This window comes from Chryseobacterium indoltheticum (genome assembly GCF_003815915.1).
Taxonomy (GTDB): domain Bacteria; phylum Bacteroidota; class Bacteroidia; order Flavobacteriales; family Weeksellaceae; genus Chryseobacterium; species Chryseobacterium indoltheticum.
In genome coordinates, this window is the sequence record NZ_CP033929.1 from 2,219,398 (window position 1) to 2,240,594 (window position 21,197).

Here is a 21,197-nt window from a genome sequence, read left to right on the forward strand (position 1 = left end):
ATAGTGATGGCAAAAAATATACTTGGATTAGACTTGGGAACCAACTCAATTGGTTGGGCGTTAATCAATGAAGACTTTGAAAACAAACAAGGCGAAATTCTTGGAATGGGAAGCAGAATAATCCCTATGTCTCAAGATGTTTTGGGCGATTTCGGAAAAGGGAATTCCGTTTCTCAAACTGCTGCAAGAACAGGTTATCGAGGCGTGAGAAGATTACGTGAAAAATTCTTGTTACGAAGAGAAAGACTCCACAGAGTTTTGAATATCATTAATTATTTACCAGAACATTATGCTTCTCAAATTGATTTTGAAAAAAGATTTGGGAAATTTAAAGAAGAAACAGAGCCAAAATTAGCTTATAATAAAGAGGGTTTTGTTTTCAAAAATTCTTTTGAAGAAATGCTTGCTGATTTTAAAAACTATCAACCTCAACTTTTAGAAAATAATAAAAAAATCCCTTACGATTGGACGATTTATTATCTCCGCAAAAAAGCGATTTCTCAAAAAATAGAAAAAGCAGAACTGGCTTGGATTCTTTTGAATTTTAATCAGAAACGTGGTTATTATCAGTTGCGTGGTGAGGAAGAAAAAGAGAATCCCAATAAGTTGGTAGAATTTTATTCTTTGAAAATTGTAGATGTTTTAGCGGATGAACCGCAAAAGGGAAAATCTGATATCTGGTATTCTTTAGTTTTAGAAAACGGCTGGGTTTATAGACGTGCGAGTAAAACGCCTTTATTTGATTGGAAAGATAAAACTAGAGACTTTATTGTTACTACTGACATGAATGATGATGGAAGTATTAAAACAGATAAAGATGGAAATGAAAAAAGAAGTTTCAGAGCTCCTGCGGAAACAGATTGGACTTTAGTTAAAAAGAAAACTGAACAGGAAATTGATAAATCTCACAAAACCGTCGGTGTCTATATTTATGAAGCGCTTCTTCAAAATCCAAAGCAAAAAATTAAAGGAAAATTGGTTCGTACGATTGAGCGAAAATTTTATAAAGATGAACTTAAACAGATTTTAGAAAAGCAGAAAGAATTTCATCAAGAATTAAAAAATGATGATTTATACAACGACTGCGTTCGTGAATTGTACCGAAATAATGAAGCGCACCAATTGACTTTAAGTAAAAAAGAATTCGTACATCTTTTGATGGAGGATATAATTTTTTATCAAAGACCTTTAAGAAGTCAGAAATCATCCATTTCAAACTGTAGTTTAGAATCTCGAAAATACAAAGATGAAAATGGAGTAGAGTATATTCAATTTTTAAAAGCCATTCCGAAATCGAATCCATATTATCAGGAATTTCGCATCTGGCAATGGATTTTTAATCTTAATATTTACAAAAAAGATGATGATTCTAACGTTACGAAAGAATTTTTAAATACAACCGAAAACTTCGAAAATCTGTTTGAATTTCTAAATAACAGAAAAGAAGTTGACCAAAAAGCATTGTTGAAACATTTTAAATTAAATGAAAAAACGTATCGCTGGAATTTTGTAGAAGATAAAAAATATCCTTGCAACGAAACCAAAACAATGATTTCGTCACGTTTGGATAAAGTTGAAAATATTTCTGATGATTTCTTCACAAGAGAGACTGAGCAGAAGATTTGGCATATTATCTATTCTGTAAACGATAAAATGGAATATGAAAAAGCTTTAAAATCTTTTGCCAGAAAAAATAATTTAGATGAAAATTCTTTCTTTGAAGCGTTTAAAAAATTCCCGCCATTCAAAAGTGAATACGGCTCTTTTTCCGAAAAAGCGATTAAGAAGTTATTGCCTTTGATGCGATTGGGGAAATATTGGAATTATGCCGATATTGACAAATATTCGAAAGACAGGATTCAGAAAATCATCAATGGAGAATTTGATGAAAATATCAAAGATAAAGTCCGAGAAAAGGCAGTTCATCTTACGTCTGAAAATGATTTCCAAGGTCTGCAATTGTGGTTGGCTCAATATGTAGTTTACGGAAGGCATTCAGAAGCTTCAATAATTGGGAAATGGAACTCTACAGATGATTTGGAAGAGTTTTTAAAAGAATTTAAACAACATTCCCTTCGAAATCCAATTGTAGAACAGGTGATTACGGAAACGCTTCGTGTTGTAAAAGATATTTGGATAAAATATGGAAATGGAGCAAAAGATTTCTTCAATGAAATTCATATTGAACTTGGGCGAGAAATGAAACTTCCTGCCGACGAAAGAGAGCAACTGACAAGGCAAATTTCTGAAAACGAAAATACCAATCTTCGTATCAAAGCGTTATTGGCTGAAATGATGACTGATAATTCGGTTGAAAATGTTCGTCCATATTCTCCAATGCAACAGGAAATTTTAAAAATCTATGAAGATGGAATTTTAAAATCCGACATCGAAATTGAAGATGATATTCTAAAGATTAGCAAAACAGCACAACCTTCTTCATCAGATTTAAAAAGATACAAACTTTGGCTCGAACAGAGATATAAATCGCCTTATACTGGACAGATTATTCCATTAAATAAATTATTTACCCCAGAATATGAAATTGAACACATTATTCCGCAAAGCCGATATTTTGATGACAGTTTTAGCAATAAAATTATTTGCGAATCGGCGGTGAATAAATTGAAAGATAATTATATTGGACTGGGTTTTATTAAGCAATTTGGAGGGACTATTATTGAGCTTGGTTTAGGGAAAAATGTAAAAGTTTTTGAAGTTGATGAATATGAAGATTTTGTTAAAAAACACTACGTCAATAACCGAGGCAAAAGAAGTAAACTTCTTTTGGAAGAGATTCCAGAGAAAATGATTGAGCGACAACTGAACGATACACGTCATATCAGCAAATATATTTCAGGTGTTCTTTCCAACATTGTTCGTGTAGAAGATGGAAGCGATGAAGGTGTAAATTCTAAAAATATTGTTCCCGGAAATGGAAAAATAACCACACAACTCAAGCAAGATTGGGGATTAAATGATGTTTGGAATGATTTGATTCTTCCACGTTTTGAAAGGATGAATCAACTTACCAATTCAACAGATTTTACCGCCTGGAACGAAAATCATCAAAAGTATTTGCCAACTGTTCCGATTGAATTTTCAAAAGGATTTTCAAAGAAAAGAATAGACCATCGCCATCACGCTTTAGATGCTTTGGTCATTGCTTGTGCAACGAAAGACCACGTGAATTTATTGAATAATCAATCGGCAAAATCGGATACTAAACGTTACGACTTGAAAAAGAAACTGATGAAGTTTGAGAAAGCGGTTTACAAGCGTCCACAAACTGGCGAAAGAATAGAAAGAGATGTTCCGAAGCAATTTTTAAAACCTTGGGAAAGCTTTACAATTGATGCTAAAAATAATTTAGATAAGATCATAGTTAGTTTTAAGCAAAACTTAAGAGTCATTAATAAAGCTACCAATTATTATGAAAAATATGTAGAGAAAGATGGCGTCAAAACTAAAGAAAAAATACAACAGACCGGAACAAACTGGGCGATAAGAAAGCCAATGCATAAAGAAACTGTTTCCGGAAAGGTCGATTTACCTTGGGTGAAAGTTCCGAAAGGAAAAATATTAACAGCAACGAGAAAAAATCTTGATACGTCTTTTGATTTAAAATCGATTAATTCAATCACAGATACCGGAATTCAAAAAATTCTTAGAAATTATTTGGAATTTAAAGGCAGTGCTGAAGCTGCATTTTCGCCTGAAGGAATTGAAGATATGAATAAAAATATTGAGAAATATAATGATGGAAAACTTCATCAACCTATCAATAAAGTGAGAGTTTTTGAATTAGGAAGTAAATTTCAAGTTGGGCAAACTGGCAATAAAAAAGATAAATACGTGGAAGCTGCCAAAGGAACAAATTTGTTTTTTGCAGTTTATGAAGATAAAAATGGAAAAAGAATTTATGAAACAATTCCTTTGAATATTGTTATTGAAAGACAAAAACAAGGATTGTCTGTTGTCGACTTAAAAGGAGTAAATGATTTCTATCTGTGTCCAAATGATTTAGTTTATATTCCTTCGGAAGACGAGCTTGAAAACGTAAATAACATTGATTTTAAAAATTTCACAAAAGAAAAAAATGAAAGAATTTATAAAGTTGTAAGTTTTTCGGGTAGTCAAATATTTTTTGTGAGGCAAGATGTTTCTACATCAGTTGTTAATAAAGCAGAGTTTTCAACTTTAAACAAAATGGAACGTGCAATTGATGGTTCTATGGTTAAAGAGCATTGTTTAAAACTAAATGTTGACCGTTTAGGAAATATTTCAAAAACATAAATCTATGATAACCCGTTCCATCTACATCGGCAATCCCACCTATCTGAAACTCAAAGACAATCAGATGAAAATCCTTTGTCCGGAAACTAAAATCGAAAAGGGGAGTGTGCCGGTGGAAGATTTGGGATTATTGATGTTAGACCATTTCCAGATTACGATTTCCCATCAACTGATTCAGAAAATGATGGGAAATAATGTTGTAGTAGTAAGTTGCGATTCCCATCATTTGCCACACGGAATTATGCTTCCATTGTATGGACATTCAGAACATTCGGATAGGGTAAAAGACCAATTAGAAGCGAGTGAACCGCTCAAAAAGCAACTCTGGAAACAAACTATCGAATGTAAAATTGAGAACCAAAAAGAAGTTCTCCGGCGATTAGGAAACTATTACGAACCGATGATTGAGTATCAAAACAATGTTAAAAGCGGTGATATTACCAATATGGAAGGCATCGCCGCACAACATTACTGGAAATATCTCATCAGTTTGGATTTCCTGAGACAGCGTTTTGGAGATTCACCCAATCAGTTTTTCAATTTCGGGTATGCCGTTCTAAGAAGTATTGTCGCAAGAGCAATAGTTGAAACAGGATTGCTTCCGGTTCTCGGAATTTTCCATAAAAATAAATACAATCCTTATTGTCTTGCTGATGATTTGATGGAGCCTTACCGCCCATTTGTAGATTTGCTAGTCATGCAATGGCTTGAAATACATCCCGAAACCGAAGAATTAACCAAAGAGTTCAAAGCCCATATCCTCCAAATTGCCACAAAAGATGTTCGGATAGATGATAAAACAAGACCTTTATTAATTTCTGTAAAAACAACTGCAACCTCGCTTTATAAATGCTACACCGGCGAAAAAAGAATGATTTCCTATCCAGAATTACAGTAATTTTTTTATGGGCAGCTTTTCCGCCTTCCGCTCCCAATCTTTTTTGCAGACAATTTCACATTAAATAGTACTTGAGAGCATGCAAAAAAGGATTTCCGCTCAAGTCGGGCTGCAACCATTATACCGCAAAACAAAACCATGAAAAATGAATGCCGAAAGGTTTAACGCTTACAGAATTATGTGGGTTTTAGTATTATACGACTTACCAACGGAGACCAAAGCCAATATGAAAGATGCCAACCGCTTTCGTAAAGGCCTAATTGATGATGGTTTTACATTATTTCAATTTTCCATGTATGTTCGCCATTGCCCAAGTCGCGAAAATGCTGAGGTGCACATTAAGCGCACGAAGTTTAATCTTCCAAAGGCAGGAAAAGTAGCCATCATGTGTATTACCGATAAGCAATTTGGCGACATAGAAATATTCTTTTCCAGAAATAAAGAAGAACCGCCGCCCACCTTCCAACAACTCGAATTATTCTAAATTTCAAATCCTAAAAAACAACAAAACCCACTGAATAACAATGGGTTAAATTTTGAGGTTGTGTTATATCTCAAAGATACTCAAAAATGAAAGCAATTCACAACTCAATAGATTATTTTCCTGAGCCATCTTTTGTTGTGTTATATCTCAAAGATACTCAAAAATGAAAGCAATTCACAACTCGCACTACACTGGGAAGACTTATTTTGAAGTTGTGTTATATCTCAAAGATACTCAAAAATGAAAGCAATTCACAACAAATAACCGCAGATGGTTTGGAATCTCCAAGTTGTGTTATATCTCAAAGATACTCAAAAATGAAAGCAATTCACAACGACAGTTCACAGTTTAACTAAAATAACAGGGTTGTGTTATATCTCAAAGATACTCAAAAATGAAAGCAATTCACAACTGCCTATGAGTACTTACCTTTCGGAATTAGGTTGTGTTATATCTCAAAGATACTCAAAAATGAAAGCAATTCACAACAGCCATGGATAATAAAAAAGAGATCAGTTTGTTGTGTTATATCTCAAAGATACTCAAAAATGAAAGCAATTCACAACAGTGGGAGAGTATGGAGATATAAGTCACAGGTTGTGTTATATCTCAAAGATACTCAAAAATGAAAGCAATTCACAACGAAAGTATTGGACGTATTAAGTTACTTAAAGTTGTGTTATATCTCAAAGATACTCAAAAATGAAAGCAATTCACAACAGGATCCATACGGTATATAAGGCGACGTTAGTTGTGTTATATCTCAAAGATACTCAAAAATGAAAGCAATTCACAACGACTTTCTGTCTACATATCCATCGACCCCAGTTGTGTTATATCTCAAAGATACTCAAAAATGAAAGCAATTCACAACTATATTGCCTTCAGATGCAGTTCCTCTTGCGTTGTGTTATATCTCAAAGATACTCAAAAATGAAAGCAATTCACAACGTTCGCCAGCATTCCCGACATGCCGTCGTAGTTGTGTTATATCTCAAAGATACTCAAAAATGAAAGCAATTCACAACAAACATCTTAAATACAGAAATTCCATAAATGTTGTGTTATATCTCAAAGATACTCAAAAATGAAAGCAATTCACAACCCAATTACCCACTTGATAGTTTCAACCTTTGTTGTGTTATATCTCAAAGATACTCAAAAATGAAAGCAATTCACAACATTGCTTCTGTTGTTTGAATTATTCAAAAAGTTGTGTTATATCTCAAAGATACTCAAAAATGAAAGCAATTCACAACGGGTGAAGGTTTTGTAATTATCTACGGCGGGTTGTGTTATATCTCAAAGATACTCAAAAATGAAAGCAATTCACAACAAGCGCTTGCTTTACAAAGATTGTCAGAAGGTTGTGTTATATCTCAAAGATACTCAAAAATGAAAGCAATTCACAACTAACCCTCCTGGGGCTTCATAATCTTTACGGTTGTGTTATATCTCAAAGATACTCAAAAATGAAAGCAATTCACAACTATGAAACTATAATTACAAACAATAAGATAGTTGTGTTATATCTCAAAGATACTCAAAAATGAAAGCAATTCACAACGAAATATGGGTGCTTGTCGTTGAAGATAATGTTGTGTTATATCTCAAAGATACTCAAAAATGAAAGCAATTCACAACAAAGTAGCGCCTCTAGGCATATTTTCAATAGTTGTGTTATATCTCAAAGATACTCAAAAATGAAAGCAATTCACAACAAGTCAGCTGGAATGTCGGTGTTTAAAATTGTTGTGTTATATCTCAAAGATACTCAAAAATGAAAGCAATTCACAACCGTAAAATATTACTTTGCCTGCTACTCTTAGTTGTGTTATATCTCAAAGATACTCAAAAATGAAAGCAACGAAATAGTATCACATCCCAAAGAATATTCATAAAAGATATTCCTATTTTTGCGAATGATTTACTTTCTTGTGGTGTCAAATATTTTGACTTTTATAGTTTTCGGAGCAGATAAATGGTATGCCAAAAAAAGCAAAAGAAGAGTTTCAGAACTATTTCTTCTGAGTTTGACTTTTTTAGGAGGTACTTTGGGAGCATTGTTAGCGATGATGATTTTTAGACATAAAACATCAAAAAAATCTTTTATTCTTAAACTTCTTATCGTAATTTTTGTTCAGCTAATTATATTTGGAATAATGAAGAATTCTAAAATAAATTTTAACATTTTTTAATACCACAATAATCGGAGTAGGCATCATATTTTCTTACATATCTATCATAACACCAAAAAATATTATTATGTCAAAGAAAATTGCAATTCTAGCAACAAACGGATTTGAGGAAAGTGAATTGAAATCTCCAAAAGAACATTTGGAACAACAGGGTTGGACGGCTCATATTATTAGTCCAAAATCTGGTACCATAAAAGCATGGGCAGAAAAAGATTGGGGAAAAGAATACAATGTTGATAAAACAATTAGTGAATCGAGCGCATCAGATTATGATGCTTTGGTTCTGCCTGGAGGTGTAATCAATCCCGATCAATTGAGAACTAATGATGAAGCGCTTAATTTTGTAAAGGACTTTTTTACTCAGCATAAACCGGTTGCAGCAATTTGCCATGGCCCACAGATCCTTATTAATGCTGAAGCAGTACAAGGCAGAAAATTGACATCCGTAAATTCTATCAGTAAAGATTTGAAAAACGCTGGTGCCGTTTGGGAAGACAGTGAAGTAGTGGTAGATAACGGTTTGGTGACAAGCCGTACTCCGGAAGATTTGCCGGCATTTAATGCTAAATTGGTTGAAGAAATCAATGAAGGTAAACACGAAGATCAGAATTTATAAGACGTTTTATTTAGGAGTAAGGAAGACTTGAATATTGCATTCAGGTCTTCTTTTTATATAATATTGATTTTCATAAAGATTAAAGCTTATATTTTAATTTTTATCATTATTCGTACCTAACACAGGATTAGAATTTTTTAATCTCAACCATTGAAAATGCACTATTTATAACGTGTTTTTCATCATCGCTCATCAATCTTCTCATTATGAATTTGTTAATAAATGAATATTGATAGTGGTTAATTAATTAAAAATCACTAATTTCGCACCCGTAAAAATCATTCATGCAAAACATTAGAAATATTGCGATTATCGCACACGTTGACCACGGTAAGACTACTTTGGTTGATAAGATTATTCATGCTACAAACATTTTCAGAGAAAATCAGGAAAGTGGAGAATTAATAATGGATAACAACGATCTTGAAAGAGAAAGAGGAATTACCATTTTATCAAAAAATATTTCTGTTACTTATAAAGACGTTAAAATCAACGTTATCGATACTCCTGGTCACGCCGATTTTGGTGGTGAGGTAGAGAGAGTTTTAAAAATGGCAGATGGTGTTATCTTATTGGTAGATGCATTCGAAGGACCTATGCCTCAGACTAGATTCGTTTTGCAGAAAGCATTAGAATTAGGTCTTAGACCATTAGTGGTTATCAATAAAGTCGACAAACCAAACTGTCGTCCTGAAGAGGTTCACGATCAGGTATTTGATTTGTTCTTCAACCTTGAAGCTACAGAAGAGCAGTTGGATTTCCCAACGTTCTACGGTTCTTCAAAACAAGGATGGTTCAATACTTCATTAGAGCAAACTGACAATATTTTCCCATTATTAGATGGTATTTTACAATACGTTCCTGAGCCTAAAATTGAGGAAGGTAACTTACAAATGCAAATCGTTTCTCTAGATTTCTCTTCTTTCTTAGGAAGAATTGCAATCGGAAAAGTGATCAGAGGAGAAATTAAAGAATCTCAATGGATCGGTCTGGCGCAAGCGGACGGAAAAGTTTTAAAAGGAAAAGTAAAAGAATTATACGTTTTTGAAGGTCTTGGAAAGAAAAAAGTAACTGAAGTAAAAGCTGGAGATATCTGTGCTGTAGTAGGTTTTGATGCTTTTCAGATTGGAGATTCTTTCGTAGATCTTGAAAATCCTGAGCCATTGCCAAGAACTGCAATTGATGAGCCTACGTTGAACATGACGTTCTCGATCAACAATTCACCTTTCTTCGGTAAAGACGGTAAATTTGTAACTTCAAATCACCTGAAAGAAAGATTAACTAAAGAATTAGAGAAAAACCTTGCATTAAGAGTTCAGCAGACTGATGATGCAAACACTTTCTTAGTATTCGGTAGAGGTATTCTTCACTTGTCAGTTTTAATTGAAACAATGAGAAGAGAAGGATATGAAATGACTATCGGTCAGCCACAGGTTATCTTGAGAGAAATCGACGGAGAAAAATGTGAGCCTTACGAATCTTTGGTTGTTGACGTTCCTGAAGAATATGCTTCAAGAGTAATCGACTTGGCTACTCAGAGAAAAGGTGACCTTCACATTATGGAAACTAAAGGTGAAATGCAGCACATGGAATTCGAAATTCCTTCAAGAGGTTTGATCGGATTGCGTTCTCAGATGTTGACAGCTACTGCAGGTGAAGCTATTATGGCACACCGTTTCACAGAATACAAGCCTTTCAAAGGTGCGATTCCTGGAAGAAGTAACGGTGTATTGATTTCTAAAACTCAAGGTCCGGCTACAGAATATTCTATTGCTAAATTACAGGATAGAGGTAAGTTCTATGTTGATCCGGGCGAGGAGATCTATGCAGGTATGGTTATCGGTGAGCAAAACAAGCCGGGTGACTTAGTGGTAAACATCGTTGAAGCAAAACAATTGAATAACATGCGTGCTTCTGGAAAAGATAAAGATACAGGAGTTGCTCCAAAAATCTTATTCTCTCTTGAAGAATGTATGGAATATATCCAGGCTGATGAAGCAATCGAGGTAACTCCAAACTTCATCCGTATGAGAAAGAAAATCCTTTCTGAAGAAGAAAGAAAAAGAATGGAAAGAGGAGCGAAAGCATAATCCTACATTCTCAGATATATTTAAAGCCTCGATTTTCGGGGCTTTTTTTGTTTTATTTTACTAATTTAGCAATACTAAAATATTAATAGTATGACAATTACTAAAGAAAAATTACATCAACAGATCGATAAATTTCCGGATGAAATAAGCATAGATGAGGTAATTGAAAGACTAATCATGATAGAAAAGCTGGAAACTAGAATACAAGAATCAGATGAAAATGATACCATTTCAGAAGAAGATCTCAAAAAGGAAATGGGACAATGGTTCGAATAAAATGGCTAAGATCAGCTAAAATAGATTTAAAAGAAATCTATGATTTTATAAGCCTAGATTCTAAAAAGATATGCGAGGTTCCAAATTGAAAAAATTCAAAATAAAACAGAAATTTTAAAAACCGGAATGATTATCGGAAAACGAGTTTCGGAAATAGACGATAATAATGTAAGAGAGATTTTTGAAGGAAATTACAGAATAATTTATCATATCTCAAAATGAAATTCATATTCTTTTAATTCATCACGGTGCAAAAGATATATTGCATAGAATAAAATAATGCATTAAACTATTCTTTTAATAATCTAAAAGCCTCGATTTTCGGGGCTTTTTTCGTTTTAACTAAATTTTACAGTAACATATTTCTCAAATTATCTTTATATCATTAGTTTTGTGTTTTGAATAACTCAGAAATCCTTTTTTGGAATCATATATGAAAATCTCTAAAATAAAATTAGTCTGCATATTGGGTATATTTGCTTCTTTCAGTACTTCGTGCGCTGTAAGAGAAAATACTCCGAAAGTAAAAAATAAAGTTTCAAATAATAATACTAGAACTCCAAATCCCAAATTAGTTCCGCCAATCGCAGCGATTCCTGTAAATGAAGAATTTAGAGTGAATCTTCCAGCGATCAAAAGAGAATTTCGTGGCGTTTGGATTGCGAGTGTTGCCAATATCAACTGGCCATCAAGAAATAATCTCTCTGTAGATCAGCAAAAAGCGGAAGCGATCAGTATGTTGAATATGCTTCAGGAAAATAATTTTAATGCAGTGATTTTTCAGGCACGTCCTTCTGCAGATGCTTTGTATACAAGCGAATTGGAACCTTGGTCTTATTTTCTGACCGGAAAAACGGGCGAACCCCCATATCCAAATTACGATCCGTTGCAGTTTTGGATTGAAGAAGCTCATAAAAGAGGGATGGAGCTGCATGTTTGGCTGAATCCTTACAGAGCGCATCATTCTAATGGGGGAGCGGTTTCTAACCAATCAATGGTCAATAAACTTTCGGATATTACCATTAAATTGAAAAACGGAATGTATTGGTTTGATCCCGCCAATCCGAAAACTCAGGGACATGTTTCGAATGTTGTAAAAGATTTGGTGAAAAGATATGATTTGGATGCGATACATTTTGATGACTATTTTTATCCATATGCAACCTACAACAGAGGTGTAGATTTTCCGGATCACGAAAGCTGGAGAATCTATCAAAGTTCAGGTGGAACACTTTCGAGACCAGATTGGAGAAGAGATCAGGTCAATAAATTTGTAGAAAGAATTTATAAAGAAATCCACGCTGAAAAAAATTATGTAAAATTCGGAATCAGCCCGTTTGGAATCTGGAAACCGGGTTATCCGGAAGGAGTTGTAGGTTCTTCGCAATATGACGAGTTATTTGCTGATGCTAAATTATGGTTAAATAAAGGCTGGGTAGATTATTTCTCTCCACAGCTGTATTGGCCGATAGATTCAAAAGGACAAGCGTTTGCTTCTCTGTTAAATTGGTGGAAATCTGAAAATACAATGAACCGCCATCTTTGGCCGGGCTTAAATACAGTTGAAGTGAAAGTTTCCGACAGACCGGGTGAAATTAAAAATCAGGTGGAATTGTCAAGGCAGATTTTAAAGGATGATGCAGGAGAAATACATTGGAGTATTGCGGGTTTAACGAAAAGTTCAAATATGCTTCCAACCTTAAAAAACGGACCTTATAAAGACAAAGCTCTGACTCCGAAAAGCCCGTGGATAAAAATGGCTCCTTTAGAAAAACCAACGCTATTCATCAATGATAACGGAAGTTCTGTACAAACAAGCTGGAGCACAAAAAATATAGGTAATGTTTTTCACTGGGTACTTTTTACGCAATATAACGGAGTTTGGGAATCAGAAATACTTACTTTAGATAACCTTTCAAAAGAAATTCCTAAGTTTAAAGATGGTAAAAGTTTAAATGCAATTGCAATAAAAGCGATTGATCGTTTAGGAAATGAAAGCGATTATATGGCGAAGAAAGTGAAGTAATATTCTTTTGTACTTAAAAATAAAATAGAGGCTAACAAAATCGTTAGCCTCTGTTCTTTTAGATTAAAATACCTGCACATAAGTGAATTTCTGTGAGCCTGAGGTGATAGTAAACCATTCTCCTTCTACAAGATATCTATTTTGATAGGTTTCTGAAGGACCATTACATGAATTATAGGCAGGATCTCCCAATTCGAGTTCGGCTCCGTAGACGAAGTTTGCATCTCTGGTAACCATTAAACAGTCCGTCCAGTCTGTGTCGGTTGTAAAAATACTGGTATCATAAAATACAGGATGACCGGCAACTCTCCATATTGAAGGGTTCGTTGCAGAGCTTTGTACGAGCCATTGGTTAATTAATGGATTAGAAGAGGGCCCCTGATTGTATCTTGGATATTTAGCAACAAAAGGAGAGCCTCCACTTGCAGGCGGAAAAGTGATGTTAAAACTACTGTAATCATTGCTTGAAATTCTGGGATAACAGCTTCCGTTAAGGCCATTTGCCTCTATTCTTGCTTCCAGAAAATATGGCGAATAATTATAAATCATTAATATTGACTGCTGCGCATTGGCAGATATTCCAAATAACAGCAATGCGAATAATGTTAAGATGTTTTTTTTCATAATCTATTTATTATTAGTTTTTTAAAGGATAAAAAAGTTAGTTCTCAGACTGCACTTTGTTTTTGATCTCGCTGTTTTTACTGTTGTTGATCTGGATCGCCCATACAATAATTGCGCTCATGTCGCCTTTTGTTTTTCGCTCTATTTCCTGATCTGTAGCGCCTGTAGACTTTATTAATTCTAACGATGCTGGAATAAGTGTTTTCTTTCGTCGGTCACTTAGTTCAGTACTTCCGCTTCTCCTTTCCTCGTCAGTGAGTTTGTTTTCAGGATTATTTAAATTTTTAAATGCTTTTGCGAAAGCTTCCATTTCTGGTGATTTAAGAGTTTCCGGATTCGTTACTACAGCATTTTCAGAAGAGCATGAACCAAAGATTGTCAGTGCTACCAATAGCAGACATGAGATTGAGTTTTTCATTTTCGTATGAGTTATTTAATTTTTAGCCAAACTAGTCATAGAAAACCTGATGCGCAAACAGTTGCTGTAATGATTTATGAATTAGTACTTTATAAAATAGGTCTCGATTACCGTCTTTACGGTATTTTTCTAAATGTTTTACCTGAAAATATTTTATGCATTGCATTCAATATGAATGATTATGATTAACGATTTCACTCTATTATGATAATTTTAGTTATTAAGTCAAATTTGTGTTTTTGTTGTGTTTAAAAATAATTGATTATTAATAAGTTATATGTTTTTATTTGGTGTAGATTTATAAATAATTCCCATTAAATTTAAATATTAATTTTAGATAATATAATGCCTTTGTTTTTATTTTTAACTTGCTAAAGTTTTTAAATCATTAATTTTTGAAATAAAATTAGCCTTGCCAGCTATATAATCGCAAAATAGGCTGGATAATTAAAATTATGTCATTGAATTGTGAATATTTAAATTTTAAAGTATTTATTCATTTTTGAGGGATATAATTTTCAGTTTGTACAAATTAAATCGATAATCAAATTATAATATAACGACAGATTTTTAACAACAAAAAACTTATTTACTATGAGAAAAATTCTTTTTACACTTAGCTTTTCAACTTTGCTGCTAAGTTCGTGTTCGAACGAAAGCGTGGCGGTGAACACAGTAGAATCTATGAAAACTCCCGAAATGGAAAAGTTTGATAAAGCAATGAGAAGTTTAGGTGATCCTGCCAATAAACCAACCGAAGAAGAGAGAAGGAGCGGAAGTACAGAACTAAGTGACAGAAGAAAAAAGGTTCTTCTTCCCTCTGCAATGGATCTTATTAAGTCAACAGGCGTTACAGACAACCAGATTCAGCAAAAAACAAATGGAGACGTTTCTGCAATTTTGGTATGGGCAATTCAGATCAACCAGGAAAAAGTGGCACAGATAAGAAATAACGCAAAACTATAATTATTATGAAAAAGCAATTTTTAATGATATGTTGTGCGTTAGGTGGAATGATCTCAGCACAGCAAAGTACGCTTATTATCAATAATTATTCATCATATGATTATCATGGTCAATTGATGGCAACACCGCTGGGAACATGTTATCCGATGGTAAGCATAGGATATCCTGCAGTTCCCGAGCAGCTTATTGTACCGGCATTATCCGACTACAAACTTCCGTTTTATGCAGATGGAGCATCTAACGGTATTACTACTTTTCTGGTGCAGACTTCCGGAGCTAATCCTGCAGTTCCAAGAGTCCCTGGGCATGTAACTTTATCACCTACAGGAGTCATTTCAACTAACACCAACTGGAGACATACCAAATTCCAGATGTATTTTGCAGGCACCAATACACCGGTATCATCAGGCGGAACAAGTGTACCTGAAACATATTTTAATGCAAATCTTGGAGATGGAACCAATAGTTGTTTCTCTGGCCCATCTTATATTTCTACTTTATATGGAGATGCTGAGTGGTTTACAATCTCATCAGGCGGTACGCAATATACTTATATACAAATTTTTTAAAACCATGTTATGAAAAAAATACTTTTGCTCTTAAGCTTATCTTTAAGCACGATTGCATTTTCACAGATAAGTACATTGGTCATCAATAACTATTCGGCTTTTACGGTAACGGGTAGACTTCGTGCTGCAGATATTACGAATTGTGTTCCCGAGCTTTATATGGGGAATACATTGGGTAGTGGTAATTTTACCATTCCGGCAGGCACAACGACAGATTATCCAAAGTATTATACCGCAAACGTGGCACCAATACCTGTAAATGATTTTCTTGTAAGAATGTCAAATACCACACCGGCGTCTGTTATCCCGTATAATCATCCGAATATCTTTACCATTTCTCCTACAACAGATTGGTCTTTCTTTTCATTCGATGTAAGAGATCCTGCAAGTATCAATACGGTTTATGATCATTATGATATAGGTGTTGCGCCATGTGCGGGTAATTATCCTTCGAATGGGGTCGGGACAGTATCTGAAACCGAGTGGTTTACGATGACATCCGGCGGAACAATCTTTACTTATATAAATATTTATTAATTTTTATACCTTAAAGTTTTAAATTCGAATAAAAAAATAGCTCCTTGAATTTACAAGGAGCTATTTTAAATTATTTTAAAGATGGATTATCCGATCTCGATACCGTTCTCAACATTGCTGTCGTCCGGCGTGACAAAAGATAATTTCCCGTCTGGTTTTGTTGTTAATAGCAACATTCCCTGAGATTCGATTCCTCTGATTTTTCTTGGAGCAAGATTTAATAAAATCATTACCTGCTTTCCAATCACTTCTTCAGCGGTAAAGCTTTCTGCAATCCCTGAAACTACAATTCTTACATCAACTCCTGTATCAACAGTTAGTTTTAATAATTTATCTGCTTTTTCTACTTTTTCAGCTTCAATAATCGTTGCTGTTCTCAAGTCGATTTTTGTAAAATCATCAAACTGTATTTCCTCTTTCATTGGGTTGGCGTTAGGATTTGTTTTTTTATTGCTTTGTTTTGTATTTTCTAATTTCTGAATCTGAGCTTCAATAACGTCGTCTTCAATTTTTGAGAAAAGAAGAGATGATTCGTTGATTTTGTGACCGGTTTCAATTAAAACGGTTTTTGTTTCAACAGTATTCCAATCTGATTTTTGAACATTAAACATTTTCAATAATTTCTCAGAACTGAAAGGCATAAACGGTTCACACAGCTGTGCTAAAGCAACAGCAATCTGAGCTCCGACAAATAATGAATGTGCCGCCTTTTCAGGATTATCTTTAATGGTTTTCCAAGGCTCTTCTGCCTGAAGATATTGGTTTCCGAAACGTGCTAAATTCATTAAAGCTGTTAAAGAATTTCTGAATTCGTAATTTTCTAAGAATCCTGAAATTTCTTTCGCTGATTTATTGATTTCCGCTAATTCCGGAGCATTCACATCACCTTGAGGAACGATTCCATCATAATATTTATGAATTAAAACCGCAACTCTGTTGATGAAGTTTCCGAAAATCCCTACTAATTCAGAATTATTTTTAGTCTGGAAATCTTTCCACGTAAAGTTATTATCTTTTGTTTCAGGAGCTGAAGAAAGCAATGCATAACGCAAAACATCCTGCTGTCCCGGGAATTCTTCCACATATTCGTGTGCCCAAACTGCCCAGTTTCTGGAAGTCGAAATTTTATCGTTTTCAAGATTCAAAAATTCAAAAGCAGGAACATTTTTTGGCATTTTGTAATCTCCGTGAGCCTTCATCATCGCAGGGAAAATAATACAGTGGAATACAATATTATCTTTTCCGATAAAATGAACTAGATCAGATTCTTCACTTTGCCAGTAATCTTTCCAGTCTTTCCCGTTTTTCGCTGCCCATTCTTTGGTGAAAGAAATATAACCAATAGGTGCATCAAACCAAACATACAGTACTTTTCCGTCTGCTCCGGGAAGTGGAACAGGAACACCCCAGTTCAGATCTCTGGTCATCGCACGAGGTTTTAAACCATCATTTAACCAAGATTTTACCTGCCCGTAAACATTAGGTTTCCAGTCGTCTTTGTGACCTTCGATAATCCACTCGTTTAAGAAATCTTCGTATTCATTTAATGGTAAATACCAGTTTTTTGTTTCTTTTAAAATAGGAACATTTCCACTCAACATCGATTTTGGATTAATCAATTCTGATGGCGAAAGGGTAGAGCCGCATTTCTCACATTGATCTCCGTACGCATTTTCATTTCCACAATTCGGACAAGTTCCAACGATATATCGGTCAGCCAAAAATTCATTAGCTTGCTCATCGAAGTATTGCTCAGACATTTCTTCCGAAAATTTCCCTTTTTCATAAAGAACTTTAAAGAAATCCTGACTTGTTTCACGATGATTAGCTGATGTTGTTCTAGAATATTCATCAAAAGAAATTCCCAAATCTAAAAAAGATTTTTTGATGATTTCGTGGTATTTGTCGACAATATCCTGTGGTGTAACCCCTTCTTTTTTAGCTCTTATGGTAATAGGAATTCCGTGCTCATCTGATCCACAGATAAAAGCAACATCTTTTCCTGATCTTCTTTGAAATCTCGCATAAACATCTGCAGGAATATAAACTCCCGCCAAATGCCCAATATGAACCGGTCCGTTTGCATATGGCAAAGCCGCCGTAATCATCTTTCTGTTTGACATTTATAGTATAGTTTTAAGTCTGCAAAGATAAAGATAATTTGGCAATGCCTATTTATAAAACTTCTACAAAAAAGAAAGGCTATTTTATCAAAATGAATCAATAGTAGTTAAACGCTTGTTTAATTATTTTTCTCTGTTAAGCAGATATTATGTAGTGAATAATTTTATATAATATATTTATTATCAACAATTTAACATTAATAATTCGTTAAATTTACAAAATATTAACTAAACTTAATATAAAATTAAGATAATTATAATTTTTTTTTAAATTGCAAGACTGCTAAGGCAGTTTTTTTAGATAAAAGAAACTATATAAAAATATAATTTGTGAAAAATTTTACGACAGTATTAAAAATTGCACCTGCATTTTTATTGGCTAGTTCCATGATTCATGCACAGGTACAAGACTCTACAACCAAGGAGAAGGCAATCGAGGAAGTTGTTTTGATTGGATATGGAAAGCAGAAGAAGGAAGACCTTACAGGATCTATATCTTCGATTACATCAAAAGACTTTAACGGAGGTGCAGTATCTGCCGATCAGCTAATACAGGGTAAAGCTCCTGGTGTAACGGTAACGGGTAACGGTGGGGCGCCAGGTGTTGGCTCAACAATCAGGATTAGAGGTGGGGCTTCATTAACGGCTTCAAATGACCCTCTTATAGTCATAGATGGAATCCCTATGGATTTTGGTAGTGTTTCGGGTGCTTCAAATGCTTTGGCATTGATCAATCCAAACGATATCGAATCATTTGACGTTTTGAAAGATGCTTCAGCTGCTGCAATCTATGGTAATAGGGCTTCAAATGGAGTTATTCTAATTACTACAAAAAAAGGTTCTGCAGGTAAGCTAAAAGTTAATTTTTCCACTTTGGCATCAGTATCAACAAAAATGGGAATACAAGATGTCCTTACTGGTGATGAATTCAGAAAATATGTGACGGAAAATGCTTCTCAACAAAAGTATATCGATATGTTGGGTACAGCAAATACAAATTGGCAGGATCTTATTTATCAACAGGCTTGGGGTACAGATAATAATGTTGCAATCTCTGGCGGAATCAAAAAACTTCCATACAGATTATCACTAGGATACAATGAGCAGAATGGTATTGTACGAACCAACGAATTCAGAAGAACTTCTGTTGGGATCAACCTTACACCAAAACTATTTGACAATCACTTAAGCATTAATGTCAACATTAAGGGGTCGATGACAGAAAACCGATTTCCTGCAAATGTGATTGGAGCAGCGCAGCAGATGGATCCTACTCAGAATGTTAATGATAATTCTGCTCAGGGTGCTCAGGTGGGTAATTATTATGAATGGTTTTTAAATAATAGCTTAAATGTAAACGGAACAGCAAATCCATTGGCATCTTTGGAAGCCAGAAGAGACGTTTCTACAGTGTTTAGAGGGATTGGAGGTTTACAGTTGGATTATAAATTTCATTTTTTACCCGATCTTCACTGGAATATTAATGTAGGATATGATTATCAAAAAGGTACTGGAGCTGTTACAGAATACGCAGGGTACAGAGCTACATTCTTTAATTTGGGAACAAGGAGAGATTACACTCAGGAGAAATCAAACAAATTATTGGAAACGTATTTGAACTACGTTAAAAATATTGATTTCGTTAATACTAAAGTTGATTTACTTGCAGGTTATTCTTACCAGAAATTTAATGATAAAGTTCCTGGAGCGCTGACTTATAATGGAGATCCGTCTTATAATGCGGTTTCAGCACCTAGAGATTATGAAGGCAATCTTGTACTGTTAGGATTTTATGGTAGAGGTATTTTTACAATTGCAGATAAATATATTCTTACTGGATCTGTACGTAGAGATGCAACTTCAAGATTCTACAACGGAGTAGACTTAAAAAATAACTGGGGAACTTTCGCTGCTGTTTCAGGAGCATGGAAGATGAAAAATGAAAATTTCCTGAAAGATTCTAAAGTTTTCTCAGATTTAAAACTTAGAGCAGGATGGGGTGAAACAGGTCAGCAGGAAGTAGGAGGATATTATAATTCATTTGCATCTTATAATATTTCGGATGCTACAGCACAATATGGCTTTGGAGATCAGTTTTTCTACATGTACAGACCGACACAGTATAATCCTAACTTAACTTGGGAGACGACTGAAACCATAAATGCAGGTATTGACTTTGGTTTCTTAAATAATAGAATAACAGGATCTTTCGATTGGTTTAAGAAAAATACAAGAGATTTGTTGGCAAGAGTACAGGTTCCGGCGGGCGAGTTCAGTAATACCAACATAAAAAATGTAGGATCTATGGAAACTGACGGTCTTGAATTTTTGATTAACGTTGTTCCTGTAAAAACAGAGAATTTCAACTGGGATTTCAGCTTCAATGTTGCTCATTACAACCCTGTAATTACCAATTTTCAGGATGTTGCTCCTGATTATTTGATTCAGCAGGGAGGGATTTCCGGAGGTATTGGAAACAATGTTCAGGCACATGTCGTAGGAAATACTCCATTCAGTTTCTGGTTGTTCCAGCAAGTGTATGATGATAATGGTAAACCTTTGGAAGGAGTTTATGTTGACCGCAATAACGACGGAAAGATTGACATTGCTGACAGATATCTATACAAATCTACGACACCAGATGCAACATTTGGTTTCTCAACAAAATTGAGATATAAAAAATGGGATTTTTCTACAAGTTTGAGAGCGGTAGTAGGAAATTACGTTTACAATAATTTTGCTTCACAGTCTAATGTTCAAAGTATTCAAACCAATGATTACCTTCAAAATATTTCAACTACGGCTCTTAACTACGGTTTTGCAACTCCACAATATTGGAGTGACGCATTTGTGGAAAATGCTTCATTTTTAAGAATGGACAACCTGACGGTAGGATATAATTTTACAAATATCTTTAATAAGGGAACGAGTTTGAGAATCTATGGGATGGCACAAAACGTTTTTGTGATTACAAAATATTCAGGGGGAGATCCTGAAATCTTCGGAAATATTGATAATGGATTTTACCAGAGACCAAAAGTATATTCATTAGGTCTTAACTTTCAATTTTAATAAG

General features: G+C 34.4%; 16 protein-coding genes and 1 CRISPR repeat array. Of the genes, 13 read left to right on the top strand and 3 right to left on the bottom strand.

What is annotated here, in order from left to right; translation table 11 throughout:
• Nucleotides 1-6: 6 nt before the first annotated feature.
• The 8 genes from cas9 to EG358_RS10325 all read left to right on the top strand — a co-directional run bounded on the left by cas9 (nt 7) and on the right by EG358_RS10325 (nt 12,884).
• The gene (gene cas9, locus EG358_RS10290; RefSeq protein WP_076559079.1) at nt 7-4,296 is read left to right on the top strand and encodes a type II CRISPR RNA-guided endonuclease Cas9; all 4,290 of its coding nucleotides are present in this window, start codon (nt 7-9) and stop codon (nt 4,294-4,296) included.
• A 4-nt stretch (nt 4,297-4,300) separates the two neighbouring features.
• Entirely contained in the window at nt 4,301-5,194 is an 894-nt protein-coding gene (cas1, locus tag EG358_RS10295) for a type II CRISPR-associated endonuclease Cas1 (RefSeq protein WP_076559077.1), read from the top strand.
• 145 nt (nt 5,195-5,339) lie between these two features.
• The gene (gene cas2 / locus EG358_RS10300; protein ID WP_076559075.1) at nt 5,340-5,678 is read left to right on the top strand and encodes a CRISPR-associated endonuclease Cas2; all 339 of its coding nucleotides are present in this window, start codon (nt 5,340-5,342) and stop codon (nt 5,676-5,678) included.
• 57 nt (nt 5,679-5,735) lie between these two features.
• Nucleotides 5,736-7,553: a CRISPR direct-repeat array (repeat unit 47 nt; unit sequence GTTGTGTTATATCTCAAAGATACTCAAAAATGAAAGCAATTCACAAC).
• 47 nt (nt 7,554-7,600) lie between these two features.
• The gene (locus EG358_RS10305) at nt 7,601-7,876 is read left to right on the top strand and encodes a DUF1294 domain-containing protein (protein ID WP_076559073.1); all 276 of its coding nucleotides are present in this window, start codon (nt 7,601-7,603) and stop codon (nt 7,874-7,876) included.
• A 67-nt stretch (nt 7,877-7,943) separates the two neighbouring features.
• Nucleotides 7,944-8,492, top strand: coding sequence for a type 1 glutamine amidotransferase domain-containing protein (locus EG358_RS10310; protein WP_076559071.1), 549 nt, complete (start codon nt 7,944-7,946; stop codon nt 8,490-8,492).
• Between the two features lie 284 nt (nt 8,493-8,776).
• The gene (gene typA, locus EG358_RS10315; RefSeq protein WP_076559069.1) at nt 8,777-10,582 is read left to right on the top strand and encodes a translational GTPase TypA; all 1,806 of its coding nucleotides are present in this window, start codon (nt 8,777-8,779) and stop codon (nt 10,580-10,582) included.
• Between the two features lie 90 nt (nt 10,583-10,672).
• On the top strand, nt 10,673-10,858 hold the full coding sequence (locus EG358_RS10320) for a hypothetical protein (protein ID WP_076559068.1): 186 nt from the start codon (nt 10,673-10,675) through the stop codon (nt 10,856-10,858).
• Between the two features lie 433 nt (nt 10,859-11,291).
• Entirely contained in the window at nt 11,292-12,884 is a 1,593-nt protein-coding gene (locus tag EG358_RS10325; protein ID WP_076559066.1) for a glycoside hydrolase family 10 protein, read from the top strand.
• Nucleotides 12,885-12,947: 63 nt separating this feature from the next.
• Here EG358_RS10325 and EG358_RS10330 read toward each other — a convergent pair whose 3' ends face one another.
• Together EG358_RS10330 and EG358_RS10335 are read right to left on the bottom strand one after the other, a co-directional pair.
• On the bottom strand, nt 12,948-13,508 hold the full coding sequence (locus EG358_RS10330) for a hypothetical protein (protein ID WP_076559064.1): 561 nt from the start codon (nt 13,506-13,508) through the stop codon (nt 12,948-12,950).
• A 37-nt stretch (nt 13,509-13,545) separates the two neighbouring features.
• Nucleotides 13,546-13,926 (bottom strand): hypothetical protein, encoded by a 381-nt coding sequence (locus EG358_RS10335; protein WP_076559062.1) that lies wholly within the window; start codon nt 13,924-13,926, stop codon nt 13,546-13,548.
• Between the two features lie 6 nt (nt 13,927-13,932).
• On the opposite strand from EG358_RS10335, the gene EG358_RS10340 reads away from it, so the two are divergent.
• The 4 genes from EG358_RS10340 to EG358_RS10355 all read left to right on the top strand — a co-directional run bounded on the left by EG358_RS10340 (nt 13,933) and on the right by EG358_RS10355 (nt 15,998).
• Nucleotides 13,933-14,115, top strand: a complete 183-nt coding sequence (locus tag EG358_RS10340; RefSeq protein WP_076559060.1) for a hypothetical protein — start codon at nt 13,933-13,935, stop codon at nt 14,113-14,115.
• A 405-nt stretch (nt 14,116-14,520) separates the two neighbouring features.
• Nucleotides 14,521-14,892, top strand: coding sequence for a hypothetical protein (locus tag EG358_RS10345; RefSeq protein ID WP_076559058.1), 372 nt, complete (start codon nt 14,521-14,523; stop codon nt 14,890-14,892).
• 5 nt (nt 14,893-14,897) lie between these two features.
• Nucleotides 14,898-15,461, top strand: coding sequence for a hypothetical protein (locus EG358_RS10350; protein ID WP_123890086.1), 564 nt, complete (start codon nt 14,898-14,900; stop codon nt 15,459-15,461).
• Nucleotides 15,462-15,470: 9 nt separating this feature from the next.
• On the top strand, nt 15,471-15,998 hold the full coding sequence (locus EG358_RS10355; protein WP_076559055.1) for a hypothetical protein: 528 nt from the start codon (nt 15,471-15,473) through the stop codon (nt 15,996-15,998).
• An 86-nt stretch (nt 15,999-16,084) separates the two neighbouring features.
• Here EG358_RS10355 and metG read toward each other — a convergent pair whose 3' ends face one another.
• Entirely contained in the window at nt 16,085-18,121 is a 2,037-nt protein-coding gene (metG, locus tag EG358_RS10360) for a methionine--tRNA ligase (protein WP_076559053.1), read from the bottom strand.
• Between the two features lie 330 nt (nt 18,122-18,451).
• On the opposite strand from metG, the gene EG358_RS10365 reads away from it, so the two are divergent.
• Nucleotides 18,452-21,193, top strand: coding sequence for a SusC/RagA family TonB-linked outer membrane protein (locus tag EG358_RS10365; protein WP_076559051.1), 2,742 nt, complete (start codon nt 18,452-18,454; stop codon nt 21,191-21,193).
• Nucleotides 21,194-21,197 lie beyond the last annotated feature (4 nt).